The sequence below is a fragment of the Phormidesmis priestleyi BC1401 genome (assembly GCF_001650195.1).
Taxonomy (GTDB): Bacteria; Cyanobacteriota; Cyanobacteriia; order Leptolyngbyales; family Leptolyngbyaceae; genus Phormidesmis_A; species Phormidesmis_A priestleyi_B.
This window is the reverse complement of record NZ_LXYR01000001.1, coordinates 68,465-93,392: the sequence shown is the minus strand read 5'-3', so window position 1 is coordinate 93,392 and position 24,928 is coordinate 68,465. Positions and strand designations below refer to the sequence as shown.

General features: G+C 49.6%; 25 protein-coding genes. 15 read left to right on the top strand and 10 right to left on the bottom strand.

Features of this window, described 5'->3' with window-relative positions; genetic code table 11:
- The first annotated feature begins 169 nt into the window (after positions 1-169).
- From A8707_RS00480 to A8707_RS00470, 3 genes are all read left to right on the top strand, one after another.
- On the top strand, positions 170-2,032 hold the full coding sequence (locus tag A8707_RS00480) for a substrate-binding domain-containing protein (RefSeq protein ID WP_068814313.1): 1,863 nt from the start codon (positions 170-172) through the stop codon (positions 2,030-2,032).
- Positions 2,033-2,190: 158 nt separating this feature from the next.
- On the top strand, positions 2,191-2,889 hold the full coding sequence (locus tag A8707_RS00475) for a pirin family protein (RefSeq protein WP_068814477.1): 699 nt from the start codon (positions 2,191-2,193) through the stop codon (positions 2,887-2,889).
- Positions 2,890-2,919: 30 nt separating this feature from the next.
- A complete protein-coding gene (locus A8707_RS00470; RefSeq protein WP_331711657.1) occupies positions 2,920-3,948 on the top strand; it encodes a glutathione S-transferase family protein in 1,029 nt (342 codons plus the stop codon).
- Between the two features lie 58 nt (positions 3,949-4,006).
- Here the strand turns inward: A8707_RS00470 and A8707_RS00465 are convergent, their stop codons facing one another.
- The 3 genes from A8707_RS00465 to glsA form a co-directional block, all read right to left on the bottom strand.
- A complete protein-coding gene (locus tag A8707_RS00465) occupies positions 4,007-4,696 on the bottom strand; it encodes an ROK family protein (RefSeq protein ID WP_068814311.1) in 690 nt (229 codons plus the stop codon).
- A gap of 74 nt (positions 4,697-4,770) precedes the next feature.
- Positions 4,771-5,439 carry a hypothetical protein gene (locus A8707_RS00460; RefSeq protein WP_068814310.1) on the bottom strand — a complete coding sequence of 223 codons (669 nt, stop codon included), beginning with the start codon at positions 5,437-5,439 and terminating at the stop codon, positions 4,771-4,773.
- 91 nt (positions 5,440-5,530) lie between these two features.
- Positions 5,531-6,511 carry a glutaminase A gene (gene glsA, locus A8707_RS00455; RefSeq protein ID WP_068814309.1) on the bottom strand — a complete coding sequence of 327 codons (981 nt, stop codon included), beginning with the start codon at positions 6,509-6,511 and terminating at the stop codon, positions 5,531-5,533.
- Positions 6,512-6,598: 87 nt separating this feature from the next.
- On the opposite strand from glsA, the gene prfB reads away from it, so the two are divergent.
- Positions 6,599-7,712 (top strand): peptide chain release factor 2 gene (prfB, locus tag A8707_RS00450; RefSeq protein WP_156518298.1). Its coding sequence is split into 2 segments (ribosomal slippage): positions 6,599-6,670 and positions 6,672-7,712, totalling 1,113 coding nucleotides; the frame shifts between segments, so codons are not numbered across the junction.
- A 162-nt stretch (positions 7,713-7,874) separates the two neighbouring features.
- Here prfB and gorA read toward each other — a convergent pair.
- Positions 7,875-9,215, bottom strand: coding sequence for a glutathione-disulfide reductase (gene gorA, locus A8707_RS00445; protein ID WP_068814307.1), 1,341 nt, complete (start codon positions 9,213-9,215; stop codon positions 7,875-7,877).
- 181 nt (positions 9,216-9,396) lie between these two features.
- On the opposite strand from gorA, the gene A8707_RS00440 reads away from it, so the two are divergent.
- From A8707_RS00440 to A8707_RS00420, 5 genes are all read left to right on the top strand, one after another.
- Complete coding sequence (locus tag A8707_RS00440; RefSeq protein ID WP_068814306.1) at positions 9,397-9,612, top strand: hypervirulence associated TUDOR domain-containing protein; 216 nt, start codon at positions 9,397-9,399, stop codon at positions 9,610-9,612.
- Positions 9,609-10,613, top strand: coding sequence for a UV DNA damage repair endonuclease UvsE (gene uvsE, locus A8707_RS00435; protein WP_068814305.1), 1,005 nt, complete (start codon positions 9,609-9,611; stop codon positions 10,611-10,613). Before A8707_RS00440 ends, uvsE begins: the two co-directional genes overlap by 4 nt.
- Before the next feature lie 116 nt (positions 10,614-10,729).
- The gene (locus tag A8707_RS00430; protein WP_068814304.1) at positions 10,730-11,857 is read left to right on the top strand and encodes an iron-containing redox enzyme family protein; all 1,128 of its coding nucleotides are present in this window, start codon (positions 10,730-10,732) and stop codon (positions 11,855-11,857) included.
- 80 nt (positions 11,858-11,937) lie between these two features.
- A complete protein-coding gene (locus A8707_RS00425) occupies positions 11,938-12,681 on the top strand; it encodes a methyltransferase (protein WP_068814303.1) in 744 nt (247 codons plus the stop codon).
- Between the two features lie 86 nt (positions 12,682-12,767).
- Positions 12,768-13,211, top strand: coding sequence for a glycosyltransferase family A protein (locus A8707_RS00420; RefSeq protein ID WP_068814302.1), 444 nt, complete (start codon positions 12,768-12,770; stop codon positions 13,209-13,211).
- Between the two features lie 137 nt (positions 13,212-13,348).
- On the opposite strand, the gene A8707_RS00415 is transcribed toward A8707_RS00420, so the two are convergent.
- From A8707_RS00415 to def, 4 genes are all read right to left on the bottom strand, one after another.
- Positions 13,349-14,347, bottom strand: coding sequence for a hypothetical protein (locus A8707_RS00415; protein WP_082906161.1), 999 nt, complete (start codon positions 14,345-14,347; stop codon positions 13,349-13,351).
- 157 nt (positions 14,348-14,504) lie between these two features.
- Positions 14,505-15,863: a PrsW family glutamic-type intramembrane protease gene (locus tag A8707_RS00410; protein WP_068814301.1), complete on the bottom strand. Its 1,359-nt coding sequence runs from the start codon at positions 15,861-15,863 to the stop codon at positions 14,505-14,507.
- A gap of 161 nt (positions 15,864-16,024) precedes the next feature.
- On the bottom strand, positions 16,025-16,285 hold the full coding sequence (locus A8707_RS00405; RefSeq protein ID WP_414858384.1) for a hypothetical protein: 261 nt from the start codon (positions 16,283-16,285) through the stop codon (positions 16,025-16,027).
- A gap of 10 nt (positions 16,286-16,295) precedes the next feature.
- Positions 16,296-16,859 carry a peptide deformylase gene (gene def, locus A8707_RS00400; protein WP_068814300.1) on the bottom strand — a complete coding sequence of 188 codons (564 nt, stop codon included), beginning with the start codon at positions 16,857-16,859 and terminating at the stop codon, positions 16,296-16,298.
- Positions 16,860-17,040: 181 nt separating this feature from the next.
- Here def and A8707_RS00395 point away from each other — a divergent pair, with 181 nt between their 5' ends.
- From A8707_RS00395 to A8707_RS28830, 3 genes are all read left to right on the top strand, one after another.
- Complete coding sequence (locus A8707_RS00395) at positions 17,041-17,943, top strand: cell division protein FtsX (RefSeq protein ID WP_068814299.1); 903 nt, start codon at positions 17,041-17,043, stop codon at positions 17,941-17,943.
- A 10-nt stretch (positions 17,944-17,953) separates the two neighbouring features.
- Positions 17,954-18,760, top strand: a complete 807-nt coding sequence (locus tag A8707_RS00390; protein ID WP_068814298.1) for a DUF3598 family protein — start codon at positions 17,954-17,956, stop codon at positions 18,758-18,760.
- A gap of 156 nt (positions 18,761-18,916) precedes the next feature.
- On the top strand, positions 18,917-19,090 hold the full coding sequence (locus A8707_RS28830; protein ID WP_197484546.1) for a hypothetical protein: 174 nt from the start codon (positions 18,917-18,919) through the stop codon (positions 19,088-19,090).
- 52 nt (positions 19,091-19,142) lie between these two features.
- Here A8707_RS28830 and A8707_RS00385 read toward each other — a convergent pair whose 3' ends face one another.
- Positions 19,143-19,505 carry a hypothetical protein gene (locus tag A8707_RS00385; RefSeq protein ID WP_068814297.1) on the bottom strand — a complete coding sequence of 121 codons (363 nt, stop codon included), beginning with the start codon at positions 19,503-19,505 and terminating at the stop codon, positions 19,143-19,145.
- A 356-nt stretch (positions 19,506-19,861) separates the two neighbouring features.
- Here A8707_RS00385 and A8707_RS00380 point away from each other — a divergent pair, with 356 nt between their 5' ends.
- The 3 genes from A8707_RS00380 to A8707_RS00370 are packed head-to-tail and all read left to right on the top strand — an operon-like array spanning position 19,862 to position 24,196.
- Positions 19,862-22,123, top strand: coding sequence for an ATP-binding protein (locus A8707_RS00380; RefSeq protein WP_231947876.1), 2,262 nt, complete (start codon positions 19,862-19,864; stop codon positions 22,121-22,123).
- Positions 22,120-22,587 (top strand): response regulator, encoded by a 468-nt coding sequence (locus A8707_RS00375; RefSeq protein ID WP_068814295.1) that lies wholly within the window; start codon positions 22,120-22,122, stop codon positions 22,585-22,587. The genes A8707_RS00380 and A8707_RS00375 overlap by 4 nt, the downstream gene beginning before the upstream one ends.
- A gap of 10 nt (positions 22,588-22,597) precedes the next feature.
- Positions 22,598-24,196, top strand: coding sequence for a hybrid sensor histidine kinase/response regulator (locus A8707_RS00370; protein ID WP_068814294.1), 1,599 nt, complete (start codon positions 22,598-22,600; stop codon positions 24,194-24,196).
- On the opposite strand, the gene A8707_RS00365 is transcribed toward A8707_RS00370, so the two are convergent.
- Entirely contained in the window at positions 24,180-24,926 is a 747-nt protein-coding gene (locus A8707_RS00365) for an HAD family hydrolase (protein ID WP_068814293.1), read from the bottom strand. The genes A8707_RS00370 and A8707_RS00365 overlap by 17 nt on opposite strands.
- Positions 24,927-24,928: the final 2 nt, after the last annotated feature.

The following is a 24,928-nucleotide window of genomic DNA, read 5'->3' as shown; positions in this document are numbered from 1 at the left end:
ATTTATCATAAGTTGATTCTGTTCGGCTCGCTGGGCTGATTCCTAAAAGGCTAGAAAACCAATCTTGTTTTTAGGATTGCAGCGTTAAAAAACCTACATTCTGGTGGGTGTAAACACAATGACGATAAAAAAATCTTCAGTCGGTAGCCTCGTTCTCCTCATAGGTGCAGTGTCTCAGCCTTTAACCGCCTCTTTCAATTCAGTGTCGGCGCAGTCGGTTAACTTTGCGCTTCCCAATTCGGTGCCCCAAGGAACGGCAATTCGGATTGATGGCTCAACTAGCATGGCAACCCTCAGCAAGTCCTTAAAGCAGCGCTTTGAGCAGCAATATCCCGGCACTCAGGTCAGCGTCGAGACGAGCGGCACTTCGGCGGGTCTGCAAGCTTTGCTCAATGGAAAGGCAGATTTGGCGGCGATCGGTCGTCCGCTCACGGCTCAAGAAACAGCAGAGGGATTCATCGCCGTGCCTGTTGGACGAGACAAAATCGCGATCGTCGTGGGCGCAAAAAATCCATTATCAAAAAGTTTAGATATCAACCAGTTCGCCAAAATATTTCGAGGTGAAATCAAGAACTGGTCACAGGTTGGAGGAACCGCAGGCGCAATTCGGGTCGTCGATCGTCCTGCCGTCAACGATACGCGTCAGGCGTTTCAGAAATATCCAGCGTTTAAAGATGCCCCGTTTGAAACAGGTGCCACTGCCGTCAAGCTCAACGATGAAAGCGCGGCGGCGGTGATCCAAAAATTGGGAACGGATGGCATTAGTTATCTTCCAGCCAATCAGGTGCGCGGTCAGGCTGGGGTGAAAGCCGTCTCCATGCAGGGAACGGCTCCGACCAATCCTAAATACCCCTTTTCGCAGCCGTTATCTTACGTTTATAAAGGGGCACCGACTCCTGCGGTTCAGGCATTTTTGGGCTATGCGACTGCAAAAGCAGGACAGGACGCGATTAAAGCCTCTGGCGTTGAAGCGATCGCCCTCACAACTGCTGCAAAAGCGGTGCAAACCTCAAAAGCGACGAATGGGAAGGTAAACCCGTCTGTTAATACGACGGCGAATGGTTCTGTTAACGCTGGAGGAAAAGCTACAAAAAGCCTTCCCGGAAGCAAGGCGGCTTCGCTCAATGCTCCATCCAGTCAAACGGGTGAGAATCTCAACAATCAAACCGCCCTCGCGCCTTCTTCGGGGGCAACGGCTGAGGCTGCGCCTGAAAGAGGGTTTTCTTGGTGGTGGCTGCTGCCCATCGGTTCGCTGGCTGCGCTTGTTTGGATGTTGAGCAAAGGGAGATTGCGTCCGTCTCCTCAAGCTTACAATCCACCTCCGGGATATGAAGACGATTTCCCTGGAGGGTTTGATCCTCATCAATCTGATCAGGATTTAGCAGGAACTCGATCGCAGTTTGATTCTCCTTTAGATGGAGCAGGAGCCTATTTAGACCACGATCGAGATACGACAGGTCTTGACGCTGAGACAGATCAAAACCTGGGATCGCCAAACTTTTTAGAAAGCGCCGCTAATCCCACGAGCGAGGCAGCCACGACAGCAGGCTCACCACTGGCGACAGGTGCGGCGATCGCAGGAGGAGCAGGTGCCGCCGCGTGGTCATTTTTATCAGGAAATCGCAGTCAATCAGCCCCGTCTCTGAATGGGGAACCAGCGGCTCCGGTCAGTGAGTTAGACTGTCTCCCGGTCGAGACTGAGGGGCAAATTAGCATTCTGCCGCGCAGCGCTGAATGGGCGACCCTGCGATGGACTGTGCCGCGATCGCTGAGAGCCGATGTCCCGCGTCAAGGAGGAGAGCATCTCGTGGTAAGGCTCTATGATGTCACCGGGCTTGACCTGGCTACCCAAACCCCCGATCGCTTTGAGCAGTTTGACTGCAACGAGCTGGCTTTGAGCTGCAATGTGCCAATCTCGGCAAGCGATCGCACGTATATCGCTGAGATTGGCTATTTGAGCGCGGGCGATCGCTGGACACGGTTTGCTCGATCGACTCCGGTTTTTATCCCTTCAACAGAACGAATGGGCTAGAGCAGAACTCCCCGGTATCTCTGAAGAAATCGGGGATCTGACAATGGCTGAAGATTGTTTGCGTCTAAACAATCGATGTGTTATCTTAGTTCTAGAAAGTACGAATTCAAACATTCAAAGTTCAAACAAATCGCACCGTGAATTTTTAGGAGGCAATGATGATCACGATTCGTAAGGCAAACGATCGGGGACACGCCAATCACGGTTGGCTAGACTCTTATCACACCTTCTCTTTCGCCGACTATTACGACCCGACGTTCATGGGTTTTCGTGACCTGCGGGTGATTAACGAAGACTGGGTAGCCGCTAAACAAGGCTTTGGCAAACATCCTCACCGCGACATGGAGATTATTACTTATGTGCTAGACGGTGCGCTAGAACATCGTGACAGCATGGGCAACAGTGCCGTGATGCGTCCGGGAGACGTGCAGCGCATGACCGCTGGAACCGGAGTCACCCACAGCGAGTCTAACCACTCCGATCGAGACCCCGTTCATCTGCTGCAAATCTGGATTTTGCCCGACACAAAAAACCTAGAGCCTGGATATGAGCAAAAAGCCTATTTAGAATCAGAAAAACGCGGAAAGCTTCGCCTGATTGCGTCTTACGATGGTCGCGATGGCTCAGTCACGGTTCATCAAGATCTCAATCTCTACGCCACGATCTTAGGAAATGGTGAGCAGGTGAATCTTGCGGTGAACGGCGATCGCCACGTTTGGGTTCAGGTTGCTCGTGGCTCGATCGTGCTAAACGGTCAACGTCTAAACCAAGGCGATGCAGCAGCCGTCAGCCAAGAAGACGTGCTTGATTTGACAGGCGAAGAAGACGCTGAAGTGCTGCTGTTCGACCTTGCTTAACGATGTCAGCGAAACTATGAGGTTTGAGTGATGAGGTTTAACTCAGAAACGCCTACACTCAAAACTCAAAATTCAAACCTACTTCAGGAGACTGCAATGGCACTAGGAATGATGGTCGAAGGCAAATGGACGACCGATTGGACAGAGCGCGACGAAAAAGGGCAATTTAATCGAATGCCGACTCATTTTCGCGATCGCGTCACCGCCGATGGATCAAGTGGCTTTAAAGCGGAAGCCGGACGCTATCACCTCTATATCTCGCTGGCGTGTCCTTGGGCGCACCGGACTTTGATTATGCGCCAACTGAAGGGGCTGGATGACGCGATCGGGCTGTCGATCGTCGATGCCGTTTTGAGTGACAAAGGCTGGATGTTTTCTGAAGAACCGGGGGCAATTCCTGATTCGGTGAATCACGCTCACTATTTGCAGGAGATTTATCTCAAAGCTGACCCAAAATACACTGGACGTATTACGGTGCCTGTGCTGTGGGACAAAGAAAAACAGACGATCGTCAACAACGAATCTCGTGAAATTATTCGGATGTTCGATCTGGAGTTTGGCACGATCGCAAAGTCCGATATCGATTTATATCCTCAAAACTTACGCGAAACGATTGATCAGACGATTGACGCAATCTATATGCCGATTAACAACGGAGTCTATCGGTCTGGATTCGCAACGTCTCAAGCAGCGTATGAAACAGCCGTGACAGAACTGTTTGAGAATCTCGATCGCTGGGAAACCGTTTTAGGAATGCAGCGATATCTGTGTGGCGATCGCTTAACCGAAGCCGATATCTGTCTGTTTACAACGCTGGTGCGATTCGATTCGGTCTATCACGGTCATTTCAAATGCAATCTCAAACGCATTGCTGATTATCCTAATCTTTGGAACTATCTCAAAGATTTATATCAACATCCAGCGATTAGAGAAACCTGTAATTTAGATCATATCAAGCGACACTATTACATGAGTCAGACGCAGATTAATCCTAATCAGATTGTGCCGAAAGGTCCGTTGATTGATTTTGATGAGGGGCACGATCGCGATCGGTTTTGATGGTTGTTTGGGTGCGATCGTCGGGAAGAGAGACGTTCTGGTAGAACGTCTCTCCGGGTTAATCTCGCCACAGCACGATTCCGCCCAATAGACCGGATACGTTGGGGACAATTTTGACGTTGGGTGGCAACTCGATCGTGACTTTGTTGGTGTTGCCGCCGCCAATGTAGAGACGATCGTAGTTGAATAGATTTTTGAGAGACGAGATCGCTTTCTCTAAGCGGCGATTCCATTTTTTCTGTCCGACGCGATCTAAAGCGGCTCGTCCTAACTGCTGTTCATAGGTTTCTTCGTTGCGAAATTCGTGATGTCCCATTTCTAAGTTGGATACCAGTTTGCCATTGAGAAACAAAGCAGATCCAAAGCCAGTACCGATCGTGATCACCAGTTCAACCCCTTGCCCCGAAATCGCGCCCATTCCCTGCATATCGGCATCATTGACCACTCGGACAGGTTTGCCTAAGCGATCGCTCAAAGCTTTTGCAAAATCGAACCCAATCCAAGTAGGGTCAAGATTCACGGCGGTTTCGGTAACGCCCGCACGGACTACGCCTGGAAACCCCGCCGAAGCTCGATCGAACTCTCCCTGCTGGTTGGCAAGAGACACGATCGCGTTAATCACCAAATCAGGGTTAGCGGGTTGAGGAGTCTCGACGCGGTTGCGCTCTGTTTGAGGCTGCCCCGATTCGTCTAGCACCAGGGTCTTAATGCCGCTTCCACCAATGTCGATCGCTAAGGTTCTCATCATCTGTCGTTTGTCGTTCGTCGTTGCTTTTTGTCACTGCTTTTATTGTGCAACTGACAGGTGACAATTGACTCGATTTAGTCAAACCAGCCAATATCTTGATCTGAGAAGCCATTTGACATCGGTCCGTTCGGGAAAACCGGATGAGCCAGCGTCGCCGCCTGCTGTCTGCGAAAACTATCTTCTCGACTCTCAGCCGCAGGTTTTGCTGGGGCAGGTTGCACCGTGAGCTGTGCCGATTTTGCCTTGGTTTCGAGTTCTGCTTTTAGGGTTTGCTGTGCCTGTTTAAGGGTTTTGTTTTCGTCAATTAAGGCTTGATTAGACTCGGCTAATTTCAGCGCTTCTTTTTGGGTCTTATCTAGCTCAGACTGAATTTTAGTTGCCTTCTCTAGGCTGACTTGCAGTTTTTGAACCAGTGAAGTTTGTTCATCAAGCTGCGATCGTAGCTCTTCAACACTTTTCTGCAAATGCTGCTCTTTCTGACTGGACTGATCCAACGACTCTTTGAGCGCTGTCACACTGGCTTCTAAGGCTGAAACGGCAGGGTCTTCTTTGGGCGCAGCGTCGGGTTTAGATTCGGCGACCACCTCGACTTCAACAGTCTCTGCCCATTCATCTTTCTCTAAATCGGTTGCTTCAACGCTCCTAGCATCTTCGGGCAACAGTTTCCCCTCTACAGCAGGAGCTTGGGGCTTTTTGCGGGGAGTTGTCTTGCGGGAATTAGCGGGGGGCTGCCTTCTGACCATAACCTTCTCCTAGACGATTACCCGATTGGGGATCGAGGCAAACGCCTCTGTCGTGACTATACCGTGTTGGCTCACCCAAAACGTCGATTTGTTACGGTTCGTTTGCCAATGTCTGTCGAAAGTGAGAGCAGCCCATCGGCAAGTCAAACATGTGTAACTCAAATTCACGCGCCAAGTCTTCACAGACTTTAATGCCGCGCACGCTATTGCCGTGAGAGTCCAATGGTGGTGAGAAAACTGCGATGCCTACCTGATTGGGAACCACTGCGATAATGCCACCTGAGACTCCACTCTTGGCAGGAATTCCGACTTTATACGCCCACTCGCCCGCAAAGTTATACATTCCACACGTATACATCACCGACAACACATCTCGAATGTAGTGAGACGGAATCGCTCGATCGTCCGTGATCGGGTTCACTCCTTTATTTGCCAACGTTGCCGCCATCACTGCCAGATCGCGACAGTTGACCATCAGCGAACATTGCTGAAAATAGAGATCCAGCGCTTCGTCGATGTTCTCGTCGATCATGCCAAAGTGCCGCATCAAGTGTGCCATTGCTCGATTGCGGTGCCCCGTCGATCGCTCCGACATAAACACCGACATATCGATATAGACATCCCGCCCGATATAGCGACGAAACATATCGAGCATTTGGTTTAAGCGCTCGGTGGCTCCGGTGCCCTTGATCAAACTGGTGGTAGCGATCGCGCCTGCATTTACCATCGGGTTATCGGGTCGCTTTGACGATTCATCCAGTCGAATCAGGGAGTTAAACGGGTCGCCCGTCGGCTCAACGCCTACTTTAGACAGCACTTTGTCGCGCCCGTGTTCTGCCAGCGCCATGCCATAGACAAATACCTTCGAGATCGACTGAATCGTGAATAGCTGATGCGCATCTCCCACTTCAAAAATCCGCCCGTCTACGGTGACGACACAAATACTAAAGCAGTTGGGATCGACCTTCGCCAATTCAGGAATATAACTGGCAAGAGTGCCGTCGGTTAAAGGCTTATATTTGAGATAGAGATCGTTGAGAAACGACTGAAAGGGGTGTTCTAAATCTCCCATGCTGGTGGCTATGTGCGGATGAATGAGTCAACTCTAAGCGAACTGCCGCTAAAATAAACAATACTGTTCAAGGAACCGACCGATCGTATGGATACTGTAGAACTAAAGCGCGACGTTGAAGGGTTATCTAATCGCCTGGGTAAAACTCAGGAGTATCTTTGACGTTCCTGCTTTGACCGCAAAAATTCAAGATTTAGAGCAAGTCGCTGCACAACCCGAACTGTGGGAAGACCAAACAAAAGCTCAACAGATTTTGCAAGAACTCAATGACTATAAATCGCACCTTCAGCAGTTTGAGCAGTGGCGGTCGTCTCTCGCAGATTCTCAGGCGATTTTAGAATTGCTGGAGCTAGAGATGGACGACTCGCTGCTGGAAGAAGGACAGCAAAAAACTCATCAACTCAAGCAAGAACTTGACCAGTGGGAGCTTCAGCAGATGCTGTCAGGCACCTACGACACCAAGGGAGCGATTCTTACGATTAATGCGGGGGCTGGGGGCACCGATGCTCAAGATTGGGCAGAGATGCTGCTGAGAATGTATACGCGCTGGGGGGAAGCTCACGGCTATAAAGTGCATCTCACCGACGAGTCAGAGGGCGACGAAGCGGGGATTAAGTCCGCCACGCTAGAGATTGATGGCAAATATGCTTACGGATATCTTAAGGTCGAAAAGGGCACCCATCGCCTCGTGCGAATTTCGCCCTTTAACGCCAACGACAAGCGACAAACGAGCTTCGCTGGGGTGGAAGTGATGCCGATGATCGACACGTCGGTTAAGTTAGACATTCCCGATAAAGACTTAGAGATTACGACTTCTCGTGCGGGTGGCAAAGGCGGACAAAACGTCAACAAAGTCGAGACCGCCGTGAGAATTACGCACCTGCCGACCGGAATTGCGGTGAGATGCACCGAGGAACGATCGCAGCTTCAAAACAAAGAAAAAGCCCTGGTGATTCTCAAAGCCAAACTGCTGATCATCGCTCAAGAGCAGAAAGCAAAAGAAGTCGCTGACATCCGAGGCGACATTGTCGAAGCGGCTTGGGGCAACCAGATTCGCAACTATGTGTTTCACCCTTATCAAATGGTGAAGGATCTCCGCACCGGGGTAGAAACGACTGCGATTCAAGATGTCATGAATGGCGAACTAGACGGCTTCATCGAAGCGTGTTTGCGGCAAGACAACCAGCTTGTTGAAGCTTAGAAAGGCATTACTGAATCGAAGCGATTGACCCTTTGTGTGCACGCGGTAGCTCCTGCGCGCGAGGGAAGCTAGGAATCTTGTTCCCTCTCCTGCGGGAGCGGGCTAGGGTGAGGGCAAATTTCTTGGTTCATGCCCGAATTTAGCAACGCCGCTCAGATTCAGTCAACGAATCGAGAAAAGCTCTTCACCAGAGGATGGATGAATCCCGATCGCCCGATCGAGTTCCTGCTTTGTGATTCCCTGTTTCATTGCCAATGCGAATCCTTGTAAGATTTCTGCTGCATGATCGCCGACGATGTGAATGCCAATCACTCGATCGTCCTCTCCGTTGACAATGAGCTTAATTAAAGCTTTTTCATTTTGACCGCTCAAGCTGTGAAATAACGGCTGAAACTCGCTTTGATAACAGCGAACAGCATCGCCTAGTTGAGTCTGCGCCTCTGGCTCTGTCACTCCCACAGAGGCGGCTTCGGGGCGACAGCAGATCGCCGATGGCACGCTGTCATAGTCCACTGTCCAGGCGTAGTCACCAAAAGTCGTGTCAGCAAACGCCCGACCTTCTGATAGTGCAACCGGAGTTAATTGTTTGCGATCGGTGCAGTCTCCAACAGCAAAGATATTGGGTTGACTGGTGCGACTGTGAGCATCGACCGCGATCGCACGCTGATCGATTTCAACGCCGACCTGTTCTAAGCCGAGATTTTCTAGATTGGGAGTGCGTCCGATCGCGCACAGCACTAAATCAACCGTGATATCTGCGGAGTCGCCTGACAAAATTAGCTGCAATCCTCGATCGGTCTGAATAATTTCTTCGGCGGTGGTGTTGCAGGCAACTTGGATGCCTCGGTCAGTGAATCCTTTATGAATAGCAGTGCTAATGGCGGGATCAAATCCATTTAGGATGCAGTGTTCGTGGCTCATTAAAAATACGTCTGTCCCGAAGGCATGGAGCGCACTTGCAAACTCAACGCCGATATATCCACCGCCAATAATGGCAATTTTTTTAGGCAACTGTGGGAGGTGAAACATCTCTTTAGACGTAACCGCGTGTTCGATGCCGGGAATGTCGGGCTTGCTGGCGTGACCTCCCACAGCAATCAAGATGTGATCGGCAGTGATTTTTTGTTCACCGACTTCTAGAGTGTGGGCATCGATGAACTGTGCCCGATCGCGGATCAGACGAATTCCCAGTTTGGTCAGCGATCGCTCATGAGATTGACGGAATCGCTCGATCGCCTGATCTCTCGCTTTGACAAATTTTGTCCAACTAAAGTGAGGCTGTTCTCCGCTCCAGCCATAGCCTTTAGAGGCTTCTGCTAAGTGACCAAAATCAGCCGCATACACCATCAGTTTTTTGGGAATGCAACCCATGTTTGCACAGGTGCCGCCGAGGTGATTGGCTTCAGCGATCGCGACTCGTGCGCCATAGTGTGCAGCTTGTTTTGCGGCTGCCAAGCCCCCCGGACCTGCCCCAATCACAAATAAATCATAGTCATAGATCATGGTGGGCTGACTGTAGAGTGCTCATCTTTTGTGACTCTAGAAAGTGAGTGTTATTCATGACACCTGCCTAGAGGAGGAGACGATCGATGAAGAGCGATCGACATTCACAATCAAAGGATAGAGGTGAGCGATCGCACAATTCAATATCTTTAAAGCTGTAAAAACAAAAGATTTGCAGACGATGACTGAGACATTTAAGAAGGGCGATCGAGTTGAGTGGAATAGTTCTGGTAACATGGTCGAAGGCATTGTTAAGAAAAAATTGACTGAGCCTACTGAGTTGAAAGGACATCACTTTGATGCTTCAAAAGAGGATCCTGAGTATCTAGTCGAGAGCGACAAGACGGGAAAAGAAGCCATTCATAAGCCCGGATCGCTCAAGAAAATCGAGGAATGATGACACCCAAACTAGGACTCGTCTGCATTACAGCATCTAAGGCAGTCCGTTATCGAACCGTAACGCGCAAGCGACTCTTACAGTTTGACTCCTTAGAACAAGAGCGAATGCTGCGAGAACTCTATGCCGACAACTTGCGGCGTTTGGGCGGGGCGATCGAGTTCTGCAACCTCAACAATATTCGACTCTATCGCCTCAGTTCTGCGCTGTTTCCATTTGCTGATGATGTGATTGGTGAGCGAATCTTAGCGGAATTTGAGGAAGCAATGGGATTAGTCGGCGATCGGGCAATCCAGCTAAACATCCGGTTAGTGCTGCATCCCAATCAGTTTGTAGTATTGAGTTCCGATCGCCCTGACGTGATCGACAACAGCATCAAAATTCTCAAAACTCACGCCCGAATCCTCGATTTTTTGAGACTCCCTCAATCACCGTGGGCATTGATGAATATTCACGGCGGCAAGGGCGATCGAGCGGAGCGATTGATTCGCGTGATTCAAGAATTGCCTGACAATGTACGATCGCGGCTGACGCTAGAAAATGATGAATATACCTACAGCAGCCAGGATATTTTTGCCGTGTGTCAGTCAGCAAACGTGCCAATGTTATTTGATGCCCACCGTCATGTGATTCACGAACAGGTAAACACTTATGAAGATCCTACCGTTGCAGAAATGCTAGAAGCGGCGCGATCGACGTGGGCGACTCCAGAATGGCAGGTAGTGCATATCTCAAACGGGGCAGAAACCTTTAGCAATCAGCGTCACAGTGATTATATTACAGCGATGCCGAGTGCTTATCGTCATGCCCCTTGGATCGAGGTAGAAGCCAGGCAAAAAGAATTGGCAATCAAAAAATTACAAGACGAATGGTTATTTACGAACGTGAACGAGCTGACTCCTGTGATTTGTGAAGCTGCATCACCGATCGCGCAACAAATAGATGAAACGGCTCTAGCTGAAGACAGTCCTAAGTTGGTAAAGCAAAATACATTTAGATGAAAACTAGAACACCTAAACTCTACCTTTAGATTGATCGATCTATCTCTTGAGTAGATGGAATTCACTAAAAATGTAAATCAATATGTAAGTGAAAATACAAATCGAAATCACAATCCATGCAAGGTAGCTTAGTTGCATTTCCAGAAACCGCACGGGTGATTCCTAGAACCCTAGAAACTCAGCTAAAACATAATCCCTACTACACGGCTGAAGATGCGTTTGTCAAACTCATCGAAGTCGAGGATTTAGATCGCAATCTACAGGCTCACTCGTCCACGGTTGACCTCTTTGAAAATGCGCTCACTTCTGCATTAGAAGAAGCCTATCAAACGCTGTCATCGGAGGCGGCTCATCGCTTTGTTCAGCGAGTGCTTTACCGTATTAATCGGCTTAATCTCTTTTGGTACGATGACCTGCGGCACTACACCAACGAGCGATCGCTCTACCTGCATCAAGTTCGCGATCGGATTGAAACCGCTTGGCAAACGTGGGAATTATCAAAACTCAATGTCGATCAGTATCAATCGTTGGATGCAAAGCAGGCATTGCTCGATCGCTTTGCCGCTGATCTTGACCCATCGCTCTCGATCGACGCTGACTATATGCGTAAGCAGATGACGTTTGAGGGCTATCGTTATTTGCTGGCAATCACCTCATTTGATGGGCTGATTGAAGCCAGTCGTCTGTCTCGCATTTTGGGAGGTGCAGCCAACGAAGTGCAAGCCACTCTGACCAAAGTGCTGCTCGAAGAATATGGCAACGGTCGCCTGTCTCGCAAGCATTCCACGTTCTTTGCCCAAATGTTGACTGAACTCGGACTCAGCACTCAACCAGAGGCATATTTTGAGCTAGTGCCTTGGGAAGTGTTGGCTAGCATCAACCATAACTTCTTGTTGACCGAGTGCAAGCGTCATTTTCTGCGCTATAACGGCGGACTTGCCTACTTTGAAGTCGCTGGACCTTCGGCTTATCGTACCTACTTGGCAGCCGCAAAACGCCTGCAGCTTTCAGATGGGGCAATGGGCTATTGGGATCTGCATATCAAAGAAGACGAGCGACACGGACGCTGGATGATCGAAAGCGTCACACTGCCTCTCGTTAAGATGTATCCCGATCAGGCTTGGCAAATCTTGTTGGGCTATGACCAGGAAAAACTGATGGGCGATCGAGCCAGTGCAGCCGCAGTAAAGATTATCCGTCAGGGTGAACAAACCGCCCATCTGCCCGTCATTTCGGCACCTTAGTCTTGAAGGGCAAGTAAATTGCTTGCCCTTCGCCAAACTTTCCCCGTTAATAACTCCATCATTAAAGTGAGGTCATTACCTTGACTGAAACATTATTGCGCTCTTCTGGATTTTCGCAATCCTTCTCTGAGAAGGAGGTTTTCTTTTGTCCTGAAGAATCTCATTTCTATTCCCATTGTTTAGAGCGTTTAGTATTTAATCAGTGCAGCAATTCTGATCTGGTTGTAGAGTTTGGCTGCGGTGATGGAACTCCGGTTATTAACTCTTTGACTAGAGTAAGTTTTGACGGCAGGATTCATGGCTACGAACTGAATCCGTCAGCGTGTCAAATTGCGCAGTCTAGAATCGCTCACCATGACATAAGCCATCAATACTCGGTTCGCAATCAGTCGTTCTTTGATACATTCCAATCGGATGCTCAATATCTAATTGCCAATCCACCTTACATTCCTGCGCCTGATGACAACATTGCAATGCCGTTGCTGCACGGTGGAGTCGATGGTGCAACGATTACAAATCGACTGCTTTCGCTAGACTATCCGAATGTGATGCTGCTAGTGTCTAGTTATTCTAATCCAGTTGGTACGATCGCTCATGCGCTTGCCAATAATTACAGCGTTGCTGATTTCATGATTACACCGCTAAAATTTGGTTACTACAGTTCTGAACCCAAAGTCAAAAATCACATTTCTGAGCTACGCAAAAGCCGTAAAGCTTTTTACTCTGGAAACATCTACTTCTTGGCAGGCGTTCTGTTCAAGAAGCGTGATGTTTCTGACCTAAATTTATCGACTGAGCTGATCCGAGTCATGACATCTCTATGACATCTACGTCATAAATTTGGCGTTCGTAGGTAGTGAATAAACTCATTACCTATTTCTCATATTTAAATGTCGTTAAGGTGTGTGAAATGGCAACGGTTGATATTCTCATTCTTACTTACAATCACCCTTCAGCGTTGGCGATATACGATCGCGAGTCTTATTTCCCAAACCTGTCGCGACTTTCGCCTGATCAGACCGAAGACTTTGATGCTGGCTCGATCGCTGAGGTGCAGTCTGTTTTGCGAGTCTTGCGATCGCGTGGTCACCCGATCGAAATTCACAAGCATTTACCGCGTCAGGGCATGGCAGAGCATCGCCAATTTCTCTTAGATCAAGTGACGGCTCCCTATGCTCTATTTCTAGATGACGATTTAATTTTAGAATCTTGTGTCGTGCAGCAAACGTTGACCGCAATTCAAGAAGAAAGCTGTGGTTTAATTCCATCAGGCGTTTATCACCAAGAATTAGAAACAACGATTCACGATCGCACCATTAACGCCCCTGTCGTGTTGTCTCTTCTCCCAAGTTGACCAACGAATCTACCCGATGCCGTAGAGACGTTTCGGTGAAACGTCTCGCCAATTCAGCCACGACCGATCGCACTCAAAAACGACCTCAAAAAACAAGGGGCTTAAGCCCCTTGTCTGTCATCATCCAATCAACTAAGTTAAAACCCGCTGAAGTTATAGCCAACACCCAACAAGATTCCAATAGCGGCTTCTCCAGTCACGGTGGCATTCACTGCTGCGGTTGCCGTAAACTGTGAGCTGATGGGCACGTCAACGCCACCCGTCAGCAGCAGAGCAACATCGCCACCCCCTCCGGTTGAAATCGCCGCTCCAATTCCGACATAAGGGGCGGCTGTAAAGCCCAGCGTATTAGTCGGACCTTCCCCGAACGAGAAGTCGTAGGTGATAGGAAGCAAAATCGTCACGTTATCGCTAAACAAGATCGAAGGACGTACTGAATAGGAAGGCAGTAAGCCAATCTTACTAATCAGCGCAAAGCTACTCTGACCCAATTGAGTATCGCCACTTCCAATTCCGATGTTGCCCCCTACGCCAAAATAGCTCGACCCCGATCGTGTCGCCCGACCCGGAGAAACTAGGGGTTGAGAGATCGTTGAGTCAGGAGTGGTTGGGGTTGTCTGAGTTGGAGTAGTTGGGGTAGTCGGTTGGATCTGAGGAGTGGTCTGCGTCTCTGCCGGGGTTTGGACAGGCTGTGGAGAGGTCTGGATTTGAATGGGCGCACCCGATGGAGACGACTGAGAACTTCCATAAGGGCTGGTGGTCGCAGGACCTACCTCTTGTTGAGCCGTGATCGTTCCAGATGGGGTAGAAGATGCAACGTTGACATCAGCAGGAGTCTTAACAGCTTGAGACGATCGTAGACTCGATAACTCAACCGCAGCGGTGGTCACTTCACCCGGAACAGGCTTGACTACGCGATTAGCGACATCGGGCACGATCGACATCGATCTAGCGAGATTAGCCGAACCTTGAATGCTCGTTTTTTGCAAACTGACCGGAGCACTGACAGGACTTTCTGCAAGATGTGCATCGCTAGAATCTTCTGCGTGTGCCTTCAAGTTTCCTGCAAAAACGGCTAGGCAGACAAAACTGAGAGGCAAGAAGACGCGCTTGAACCGAAACAAATTAAAATTCATGGCTTATTGATTGCATATAAGACGTGGGTTCTTTAGACGACTGAAAAATCCTGACACTTCTTCAGTACGCCTTTAAAGCATAAGAACGATCGCCCTTTAACTCCTCTCTCTAAAGAAGGAATATTTGCAACGTGAGAGGGTAAAGAACTAGAATTCTCTATTGTCGTAAGCGGGTGGCAAAGTTTTGCGATCGGGTCGGTGATAGCGTCCGCGCTTTGAGAATGGCAGCCCCTAAAAAGGCATAAGACAAAATTCCCACGAGCGCCAAAATAAAAGGACTCACAGAACCCATCGCATTCCACAGCGCGTGTAAGCTGGCAGCCGATAAATAGCCGATTCCTAAAATAATTCCGCTTTGTCTGGGTTTTAAGACGCTCAACCCGATGAAGTAGCCAAAATAGCCGCTATACGCCATGTGTCCTGCGATCGAGCCTAACAGACGAGGAATGAGCAGTTGCAGCCCCATTAGCTGTTTCGGTCCATCGCCGATTTGCAATGTCGTGTTTTGAATCATATCTGGCACATATTGCCCCAGAGTTTCTAAAAGCGTAAAGCCAACTGCCGAGGCAGTTCCTAAAAGAATGCCGTCCAACGGTTCTAAAATGCCGATGCGCTCTTTCCACGGAGTCGGGAGCAGTCGTCCTAACCAATAAAATCCCAACAGAGGAAGGGCTTTGAGTAGCTCCTCCATCAGTCCGGCTCCAAAAAACATCCGAATTAGCAGCACTACAAAATTCATCGGCTCCCCTGCTTCGGGCACTTGCCCCGGCAGAAGTTGTCGAAACAGCACAATGAAGAGGGGCAACACCGGACTTTGCAACAGCAGCACCGTGGTTAACCCCGCCGTAAGCAACACCCACCAGGGCTTATGTTTGCCGCACAGTTGATAGACAAAATAGTAAGCAGCGAGGGCAATATAAGTCGCCAATAAAAGGTTGAATAAAACAGAGTTTCCGATCGCCACAAACAAACCAACGACAAAGCCGACGGTGATCATGCCTGGAGCGAGGTAGGCTTTTTGGCTCAAATCCAGCCCCGATGAGGCGATCGGAAAAAGCTGGGTAAACGTGACAGAATTTCTAAGCGGTCGTGAACGTGGAATCGGCTCGATCGCCTCTAAAGAGCTGCTGACTGCGGAGGGTGAAGGGTTTGTCTCCCGACAATAATCAAATACGAATTCTGGACCGTTTTGCCCCAAAGACACGCGATCGCCTGCTTTTAAGACTCTACATCCGCGCAGGCGTTTGCCATTGAGATAGGTGCCGTTTGAGCTATTGAGGTCGCACACCCACCACGTTGGTTGCCCATCTACCAGTGTGGACGTGGGACGAATCTCAATATGACGACGCGAAACCGAGCCATAGATAAGCGGGTCGAGAACAATTTGGCACCGAGGATCACGCCCGATCGCGACAATTTGTTCAGTAGAAAGCGGATAAGTTGGCTGTTTCTGTTTAGAAAGGCTTCCGTTGGACAGTTGCCGCAAGGAAGCGATCGCAAGGGATTCACCCGTCATGGGTCACGGATTCCAGCAAATGTCATCAGCCGGGGGCATCCGGTAGAGGTGTTAGGCGATAGGTAGCATTAAGAACCATTCTATACTTAACACTGAGCACTCCTGATTAAATTGTGAACTGTGAACAGTGAATTTTGCATTAAGAATTCGCCGTTCAGTCGCTATTTCTGATTTGCTTTTGTGTCTAACACTGCTGTGTAGAAAAAGACTGCTGTGAGTGGAACGCTAACTGCGAGAATGACACCAGTCAGGGTTCCGCCTAGCTGAGGGCTACCAGAAGACAGTTCAAACACAGAACCGACAGCGGCGATCGCGGCAACGCACGATCCTCCTAAAAACACACCACTTTTTGGAGTCACAAAATTTTCGCCTTTAATCAATAATATTAAGCTTAAGCTTTGAATGTCCAGTGAATCATTCAAAGCTCAAAATTCAAGCAATCGGTTTAACGGCGTGAGACGAGAACCCTCGCTTTGTGAGTTCTTGGGTGAGGGCGAGTTTGTTTTCGACACGATCGACAAACAGCACCCCATTTAAGTGATCAATCTCGTGCTGAATGGCGCGGGACAGTAGCCCTGCTGCACTGAGAGTTTGCGGACGACCATGCTCATCTTTAAACGACACCTCGATCGCTTCGGGTCGCGTCACGTCTAGATAGACTCCCGGAATGCTGAGACAGCCTTCTTGCCCGACCTCAAGGTCACGGCTCGATTTTTTAATCATCGGGTTAATCAAAATCAGAGGCGGAGCCGCCGCATTTTCAGGGTCGCAGTCTATGACGATAAGCTGCTTGTTAATTGCCACTTGGGGCGCTGCTAACCCAATTCCATCTTCGCTATACATGGTTTGCAGCATCTCCCGCACCATCTGCCGAATCTCAGCATCAATCTTTGAGACGCGCTTGGCAGGCTGACGCAGCACCCGATCGCCGAGTTGATAAATCTCTAGGGGGGGCTTCGCTAACTTTTTCTTCTCAACCAAAACTTCAGAAGTCATGGACTTAATTTCTCACCGTTATGATAAAGGTCGAACTGATTCCGCTTTAAGTCTATCTTAACGAATGGCGACTCCCTCAAGGGTTAAAATTTTTGCGTCTCCGGTGATCCAGATTTTTTGTGGAGCTTTGTCAACTTAGTGATAAAAGAGAACGGAGACGACCAAACTTTAGGACTAACGCGTGTTTCGTTTTCTGACAAAGCTAGATTATTTGCTGAGAGAAACGCTGCTCGGTTTGCGTCGCGGCGGCTGGATGAATTGGGCAGCCATCAGCACGGTGACGGTGCTGCTGTTTCTGTTTGGCACTGGCTTGCAGGCTTCTTGGCAGCTAGAAGGATTGCTCAACCAAGTGGGCAGTCAGCTAGAGGTTTCGGCTTATCTAGAAACCGGAGTGGATGGGGCAATGCTCAAACCTGTGATTGAAAGGTTCCCAGAAGCGGAGGTAGTGAAGAGCATTTCTAAAGAAGAAGCCTGGGCAAGTTTGGTCAAGGATCTCGGCATTTCTGATCTCAAAGACGCGTCTCGACAGCTAGAAGGAAATCCTCTAGTAGACGAATTGAAGGTGAGGGCAAAATCTTCGGCATCCGTCCCGATTTTGGCGAAAAAGCTGAAAAATTTGCAGGGGGTCGAAGACGTGCAGTATGTAGACGAAGCGGTAAAGCGAATTGCTCAACTCGATCGAGGGTTAAACTGGCTAAGCTTGATGATCACGGGATTGTTGACAGTGACGACGATCGCCGTCATCAGCACTACCATTCGTCTGATTGTGATGGCGCGTCGTCGCGAAATCGAAGTGATGCAGCTCGTAGGCGCAACCTCAAGCTGGATTTATTTCCCATTTATTTTGCAGGGCATTGTGTTTGGTGTCGTCGGCGCGACGATCGCCTGGGGCTTGATTCAAGCAGTCGGACAGTTTTTACAAAACTTGCTGGCACAGCAGCCAGAGTTTGTACAATTCTTAGCAGCAGAGGGGTCACTTCGTCCGATCAACTCGATCGCGCTGCCGCTGATCTTGCTAGGATTTGGTGGCTCGGTCGGTCTATTAGGAAGTCTTCTTGCAGTCCGTCGGTTTGCAACTCGCTAATTCAACCCTTATGAAATCGCAATGGGACTGTTTTCTACAAAATTTAGGAGAGTGGCAGGGTTCGTTTACGCAACTCTCGCAGCGAGGAGAAGTTCTCAATGATACGCCGTCTTTTTTGTCTTTAGAAGGGCTAGACAACAATCAGAAGGTGCGTCTGACGCTGCGCCGTGACGGAAAACCAGAGGTCGTGCTGGAGTATGAAACGATTGGCGGCGGACTTAAGTTTTGTGAAAATGGGTCATTTTCGCAAGGGGCAATACAGTTTGCGCCCTATACCCAATTTGGGGCAGAGTTGGCTTTGCTGCATGGCGATCGTCGTCTTCGCTTGGTGCAGTTGTTTAACAAAGAGAGCCAGTTTGAGCAGTTAACGCTAATTCGAGAGCGACGCGTGGGAACGGATGCGCCAGAGCGGTTGCCGTTGACGATCGAGGATCTGATCGGTGAGTGGCGCGGTGAGGCGGTGACAATTTATCCTGACTGGCGATCGCCGGACGCGTATCAAACGTCTCTAAAACTGCAACATCAAGGAAGCGATCGACTGGTGCAGGAGTTGTCCATTGGAGGAGAGAAAGTCTTGACTTCAACGGCGACGATTCAGGGTTCGGTGCTGTCGTTTGATGGAGTTCAGGTGCTGCTGTTGCCCGATGGGGCTTCTTCGACGTGCCCAGTGCAGATCCGATCGGGTCAACCGTTGTTTTTAGAGGTGGGTTGGCTGCTTCAACCCGATTTGCGTCAACGTCTGATTCGTCGCTATAGCGATAAAGGAGAATGGGTGAGTTTGACGCTGGTGACGGAAAGGAAAACCTCTGTCAGTTAAATCTCACTGTATGAGTAGATAGACTTAATTGAACACAAAATGCTGGAGATGCCCTCACTCCAACCCTCTCCTGTGGGAGAGGGAGCCAGAGTCCGGTTCCCTGTCTCCCTGGGGAGAAGGGTTAGGAGATGAGGGTCTTCAGTGAGAGAAAATTATATGACTAACTCTGGCGAAATCCTCAAATTGCAACTTTACCCTCGATCGACAGAAGCCGTATCGACTGAAGTTCCGATCGAGACGTTGGAATCGCTCAAGAAGGTTGCAGGTAGTCGAGAGATGTCTGTAGAAGCGCTGATGAGGCTTTACATTGGGCGAGGACTGCGGCACTGACACAGATTTAAGAATTCGTAGGAGCGTGCAGAAAACGCCCCGACTAAACGCATTAACGAATTGTCCCATTGTAAAGAACAGTTGTCTTAAAATCGGCTTTGTCTACTCGCACTTCGCTCTCTACAAACGGAGTGTCAGAACCGGGAGCGCTGCCTTTAAAGGTGAAGAGCCAAAAATCACCTTTATCTACATAAGGAGATTGGGCAGCAGATCCGTGCATCGATCGCTCAGCCCGATAAACACCTATCCCACCGTTGGCAGCTTCGCCCGCTTGACGAGCTAGATTTTTGGCGCGGCTGAGTGCCTCAATCTCTTTGACCCTAGCTTGAACGGCCGGATCGGTGAACTGAGCACGCGCGATCGGACTCACGACAAACGGAAACCCCAGCAGCGTTAATAACATGAAATATCGCATGGTTGAAAACCCTAGGAGAAGCGGCAATGGCTGAACAAACGGCTAGTTAATTCGGCGTTGCTGAACCTAGCTATGAATTGTCAGATTCGCCCTCACCCTAGCCCTCTCCCAAAAGGAGAGGGGACAGGATTTCTGGCTCCCTTCTCCTTGGGGAGAAGGGTTGGCGAGGGCTTCGCCCCACTTCGTGAGGAGGGCATTTCATACTTGCATTCAGCAATGCCATTAACTCTACATAGCAACCGTATTTCTAGCTACTATGAATGCAGTTCGCATCGCGATCGCTTCATGCTTCTAAAAAGATAGTTTTCTCAAAATAATTAAAGAATAGTTTCTACCAGAATGTTTGCAAACAAATGATGAATCAGGCTCTTACTGTGATCAATGAAGAACGAGAACCCATTCACACGCCAGGTTCCATTCAGCCACATGGTCTGTTATGCGTCCTTTCAGAATTAGACTTTCGCATTACGCAGGTGAGCCTCAATGCTAAAGACATTTTCGGAATTACGCCCGAAAACCTGCTCGATCGCCCGCTAGCAGATTTTATTGAGGGCGATCGCATTGCTGAGATTAGAGCCTGCCTCGATCCCGACTCTGAGCAAACCAATCCGATCAATCTTTCGGTCACAGTAGACGAGGGTTCTACCCAGTTTTTTAATGGCATTGTTCACCGGGCGATCAGTGGTGAAATTGTATTGGAACTGGAGCTGATCGCAGCGACGGCTAAACGCGACTTTACCCAATCTTATCGCCACCTCAAAGACACGCTGGCAAAAATTCAGGTCACAAAAACGCTGTCTGAACTGTGCGACCTGATCGTTAAAGAAGTGCGACAGATTACGGGGTTCGATCGGGTCATGGTCTATCGCTTTAATGAAACTGGCGATGGCACGGTGATTGCGGAAGACAGGAAACCTAATTTAGAGCCTTTTTTAGGACTGTATTATCCCGACACAGACATTCCGCAACGGGCAAAGCACCTTTATTTGCTCAACTGGCTGCGGTTGCTGCCCGATGTCAACCATCCGCCCAGTCTGCTCACAGGTTTGCCCGGAACTGAGCCTGCTGATCTCGATATGAGCCATTGCGTGTTGCGGAGTCTGTCACCCTGCCACATCGAATATTTGCAGAATATGGGAGTTGTCGCTTCGATGAGCATCTCCCTGATCCAGGAGCAACGGCTGTGGGGGATGATTGCCTGCCATCACAACACGCCCAAATTTGTGCCTTACGAAATCCGCACGATTTGCGAGTTTCTCGGTCAACTGATGTCTACCGAGCTATCGGTGAAGGAAGCCACTCAAAACCTTGACTACAAACTCCGGCTCAAAGCCACCGAGGTGCAGTTTGTCAATCGCCTGACGAATGCGACCGATTTTTTGCAGGCACTGGAAGACTCTCCTGACGATTTGCTTGCCCTCACAGGCGCACAGGGCGCGGCGGTGTGTGAAGGAGATCGCATTGCCCTGATTGGCAGCACTCCTGACAAAGAAGAGGTGATTGATCTGTTGGGGTGGTTGCCCGATCGCTTTGAGAACGACCTATTTGTGACCGACTCTCTGCCCAGCCTCTACCCAAATGCCAAAGCCTATAAAAAGGTCGCGAGTGGGTTACTGGCGATGGCAATTTCAAGAACCCAACATCGCTATGTGCTGTGGTTTCGTCCCGAATTTTTGCAAACGGTGACCTGGGCAGGCAACCCTGACAACCCCACACGGATTGAAGCCGATGGCAGTGTGACGATTTCTCCGCGCCAATCGTTTGCAGCTTGGCAAGAAACCGTTCGCCTCAAGTCTCTTAACTGGTTGCAGTGCGAAATTGAAGTGGCGATCGAGCTACGGAGTTTAATCGTAGACGTGATTTTGGCTCAGACAGACGAAATGGCAAGAGTCAATCTAGAACTGACCCGCAGCAACATTGAGCTAGATTCCTTTGCTTATATTGCGTCCCACGATCTCAAAGAGCCACTGAGAGGGATTCATAACTACTCTAATTTCTTGATGGAAGACTATGCTGACGTGTTGCCCGAAGACGGCGTTACCAAGCTGCAAACGGTGGTGCGTCTGACTCAGCGCATGGACGATTTGATTAGCTCGCTGATGCACTATTCTCAGCTAGGACGATCTGAAGTGGTGCGGCAGTCTGTGGATCTGAATGTCTTGGTGCAGCAGACGATCGCTACGCTCAAAATTAGTCATCCCCAACACCAGATCGAGTTTCGTCTACCCCAACCGCTGCCGACAATTTGCTGCGATCGCTCTCAGATGAGCGAGTTATTTACTAACCTGATCGGCAACGCGATTAAATATAACGACAACGCTGAGAAATGGGTTGAGATTGGCTCTGTCGAATCAAAACCAGTGCGGAATGGCACCCAGATTTCTCATACGCTCTACATCCGCGACAACAGCATTGGCATTCCCCCTGAGCACCTTGAGCGAATTTTTGAAATCTTTAAGCGACTTCACCCGCAAGATCAATATGGTGGGGGCACTGGGGCGGGCTTAACGATCGTCCGCAAAATTGTGGAGCGGCATGAGGGGAAAATTTGGGTAGAGTCTACGCCAGGTGAGGGCAGTACGTTTTACTTCACCCTGTCGGAAGCGGTGAAACCATGATTGCACCTTCAGTCATCTCCAATGTGCAACCCCTATTGCTGGTCGTTGAAGACAGCAACGAGGATTTTGAAGCATTCCAGCGTTTCTTGCGCCAGTCTCCTTTGGCTATTCCTGTCTACCGATGTCTGAATGGCGACCAGGCTTTAGCGTTTCTCTACCACACCGATCGCTATACTGATCCTGAAAGTGCTCCCCGCCCTGGGCTAATTTTGCTCGACCTAAACTTGCCGGGAACCGATGGACGAGAGGTGCTGCGCCAAATCAAACAGGATGACGCTCTAAAATCGGTGCCCGTGGTCATCTTTACCACGTCGAATAACCCGAAAGACATCGAAGCCTGCTATCGGCAAGGGGTGAATGGCTATATGATCAAGCCAATGGATTTTAAACTGTTAAAACGAAGCATCCAGACATTACTAGATTTTTGGTTTGATGTCGCAATCCTTCCTAGAAATTCTCTATAAAAAATCAAAGATGTCTCTAACTCAACGCACCGCTCTGATTGTGGATGATAACCCCGAAGACCGTGAGATGTATCGACGGTATCTGCTGAGAGATCAAGAGTATCAGTATACGATCGTGACCGCAGGCTTAGGGCAAGAGGGGCTAGCGTTAAGTCAGCAGTACCAGCCAGATATTGTGTTGCTAGACTACCAGATGCCAGATCTCAATGGTCTAGAGTTTCTCGCCCAATTAAAAGCCCAGACTCAGCACGTCTTGCCTGTGATTATGGTGACCGGGAGAGGCGGCGAAGCGATCGCAGTTCAATCAATCAAACTAGGGGCACTAGACTATGTGGTGAAAGAGCAAATCACCCCAGAGAATCTGCGCTTGACGGTGAATGGAGCCATTGAGGTCGCACGGTTAAAAATCCAACTACAACAGCAGCTTGAATCAGAACAAGCAGCGCGGGCTGAAGCTGAAAAAGCTAATCGCGTCAAAGACGAGTTTCTGGCAGTCCTTTCGCATGAGTTGCGATCGCCCCTCAATCCCATTCTGGGCTGGGCAAAGCTCTTACAAAACGGCAAACTCGACGAAGCCAAGACGACCTATGCGTTGTCAACGATCGAGCGCAATGCCAATCTGCAAGCTGAACTGATTGAAGACTTGCTCGATGTCTCGCGGATTCTGCAAGGTAAGCTCAATCTCAACCTTCGTCCAGTTAATTTGGCAGCAACGATTCGAGCCGCGATCGAAACCGTGCAAATGGTAGCCGAAGCGAAGTCGATCGAGATAGAAACAAACCTGGCAGATGAAATAGGACAGGTTTTGGGTGATGCGACTCGCTTGCAGCAGGTGATCTGGAATCTGCTCTCGAACGCGATCAAATTTATGCCTCAAGGCGGTCGAGTCACCGTGCAGGTAGAGTCAGTGGGCGATCAGGCACAAATCACCGTTGTTGATCGGGGCAAGGGCATTTCGGCTGACTTTCTGCCCTATGTTTTTGAGCATTTTCGCCAAGCAGATGTTTCGACGACGCGTCGATTTGGCGGGTTGGGGCTAGGTCTGGCGATCGTCCGGCAAATCATTGAGTTGCATGGCGGCACAGTGAGGGCGGAGAGTCGCGGTGAAGGACTGGGCGCTACATTTACGGTTAGTCTGCCGCTCATACCCACGCAGTCAGCGGTCAAACTAGACACTAATTTATCAACGCGATCGCCTAATCTGAGGGGGGTTCGAGTTCTAGCAGTGGACGATGAAGCCGACTCCCAGGAACTCATCGCGTTTGTCCTAGATCAGGCAGGTGCAAGCGTGATCACAGCCACAACGGCAGGCGAAGCCTTTGCTGCGTTCACCCAATCCCAGGCAGATATTCTATTGAGCGATATTAGAATGCCGGAGATGGATGGTTATATGCTAGTGCAGCAGATTCGAGCGTTACCGCCAGAGCAAGGGGGACAAATTCCGGCGATCGCCCTGACTGCCTATGCTGGAGAAGTTGACCAACAACAAGCACTATCTTCAGGTTTTCAGATACATCTGTCAAAACCGATCGACCCAGAGCAGCTTGTCAACGCAATTAGCGCTTTATATAACTCTAAAGAAACCGTGGAATTTACACAGACGGTCTAAGCTGAATCTTATCGAAGCGATCGACAATCACATCCGCGTTGGCTAGCTGATTTGGGTGAGTGCCTCCCCAAGTTACACCGATCGCGCCGATCGCGCCGCCTTGTTTTGCCAGTTCGATGTCAGCGCTAGAGTCTCCGATCACCAGAGTTGCGGCAGGAGACACGCTTAATTCGCGGCAAGCTAGATGCAGCAGTCGTCGATCGGGTTTGCTGAGTCCGTCACGGCTTCCCATTTGCAACTGAAAGTAAGCCGCAAGATCATGAAATTCGACAAAATCACGCACATTTTCTTCGGTGTCAGCCGAGAGAATGCCGACTTTGAGATCCGACCTTGCCAGGGATTGAAGCAACGGCAGTGCGCCATTAAAGAGTGGAGTCAGTTTGGCTTTTGGGGGGAGCGCTCGATCGGCATCCAGCAGTGCTGTGTGAGCGATCGTCTTTGCCTCGATCCAGTCGCGCCCTGTAGCGGCAATACAAGCAGCCGTCGCGATTTCGTCTTCTTGGCGAGTTGCAACTGCAATTAACCCGACGGGATTGACGCGTCCATCGACTAGCCCGAATGTCTTTAATAGAGACTCTTTAACTCCAGGCACTTGAGCCTCGACGAAGCTCGATCGTGCCAACACCAACGCGTGTAAAAAATCATGGCAGTCAGCTAACGTTCCATCTTTGTCAAAGAGGACAGCTTCAACGGCTTGAAACGTTTTTGTACCACAGTAAATTGTTGCCATAC

Coding starts and splice junctions, on each gene's coding strand:
- glsA (WP_068814309.1), bottom strand. CDS start 6,511: ATGGGAGATTTAGAACACCCCTTTCAGTCGTTTCTCAACGATCTCTAT.
- A8707_RS00370 (WP_068814294.1), top strand. CDS start 22,598: ATGTCTCTAACTCAACGCACCGCTCTGATTGTGGATGATAACCCCGAA.
- A8707_RS00430 (WP_068814304.1), top strand. CDS start 10,730: ATGCAAGGTAGCTTAGTTGCATTTCCAGAAACCGCACGGGTGATTCCT.
- A8707_RS00475 (WP_068814477.1), top strand. CDS start 2,191: ATGATCACGATTCGTAAGGCAAACGATCGGGGACACGCCAATCACGGT.
- A8707_RS00375 (WP_068814295.1), top strand. CDS start 22,120: ATGATTGCACCTTCAGTCATCTCCAATGTGCAACCCCTATTGCTGGTC.
- gorA (WP_068814307.1), bottom strand. CDS start 9,215: ATGATCTATGACTATGATTTATTTGTGATTGGGGCAGGTCCGGGGGGC.
- A8707_RS00420 (WP_068814302.1), top strand. CDS start 12,768: ATGGCAACGGTTGATATTCTCATTCTTACTTACAATCACCCTTCAGCG.
- A8707_RS00470 (WP_331711657.1), top strand. CDS start 2,920: ATGAGGTTTAACTCAGAAACGCCTACACTCAAAACTCAAAATTCAAAC.
- A8707_RS00390 (WP_068814298.1), top strand. CDS start 17,954: ATGAAATCGCAATGGGACTGTTTTCTACAAAATTTAGGAGAGTGGCAG.
- A8707_RS00385 (WP_068814297.1), bottom strand. CDS start 19,505: ATGCGATATTTCATGTTATTAACGCTGCTGGGGTTTCCGTTTGTCGTG.
- A8707_RS00415 (WP_082906161.1), bottom strand. CDS start 14,347: ATGAATTTTAATTTGTTTCGGTTCAAGCGCGTCTTCTTGCCTCTCAGT.
- def (WP_068814300.1), bottom strand. CDS start 16,859: ATGACTTCTGAAGTTTTGGTTGAGAAGAAAAAGTTAGCGAAGCCCCCC.
- A8707_RS00380 (WP_231947876.1), top strand. CDS start 19,862: ATGAATCAGGCTCTTACTGTGATCAATGAAGAACGAGAACCCATTCAC.
- A8707_RS00365 (WP_068814293.1), bottom strand. CDS start 24,926: ATGGCAACAATTTACTGTGGTACAAAAACGTTTCAAGCCGTTGAAGCT.
- A8707_RS00440 (WP_068814306.1), top strand. CDS start 9,397: ATGACTGAGACATTTAAGAAGGGCGATCGAGTTGAGTGGAATAGTTCT.
- A8707_RS00465 (WP_068814311.1), bottom strand. CDS start 4,696: ATGATGAGAACCTTAGCGATCGACATTGGTGGAAGCGGCATTAAGACC.
- uvsE (WP_068814305.1), top strand. CDS start 9,609: ATGATGACACCCAAACTAGGACTCGTCTGCATTACAGCATCTAAGGCA.
- A8707_RS28830 (WP_197484546.1), top strand. CDS start 18,917: ATGACTAACTCTGGCGAAATCCTCAAATTGCAACTTTACCCTCGATCG.
- A8707_RS00460 (WP_068814310.1), bottom strand. CDS start 5,439: ATGGTCAGAAGGCAGCCCCCCGCTAATTCCCGCAAGACAACTCCCCGC.
- A8707_RS00410 (WP_068814301.1), bottom strand. CDS start 15,863: ATGACGGGTGAATCCCTTGCGATCGCTTCCTTGCGGCAACTGTCCAAC.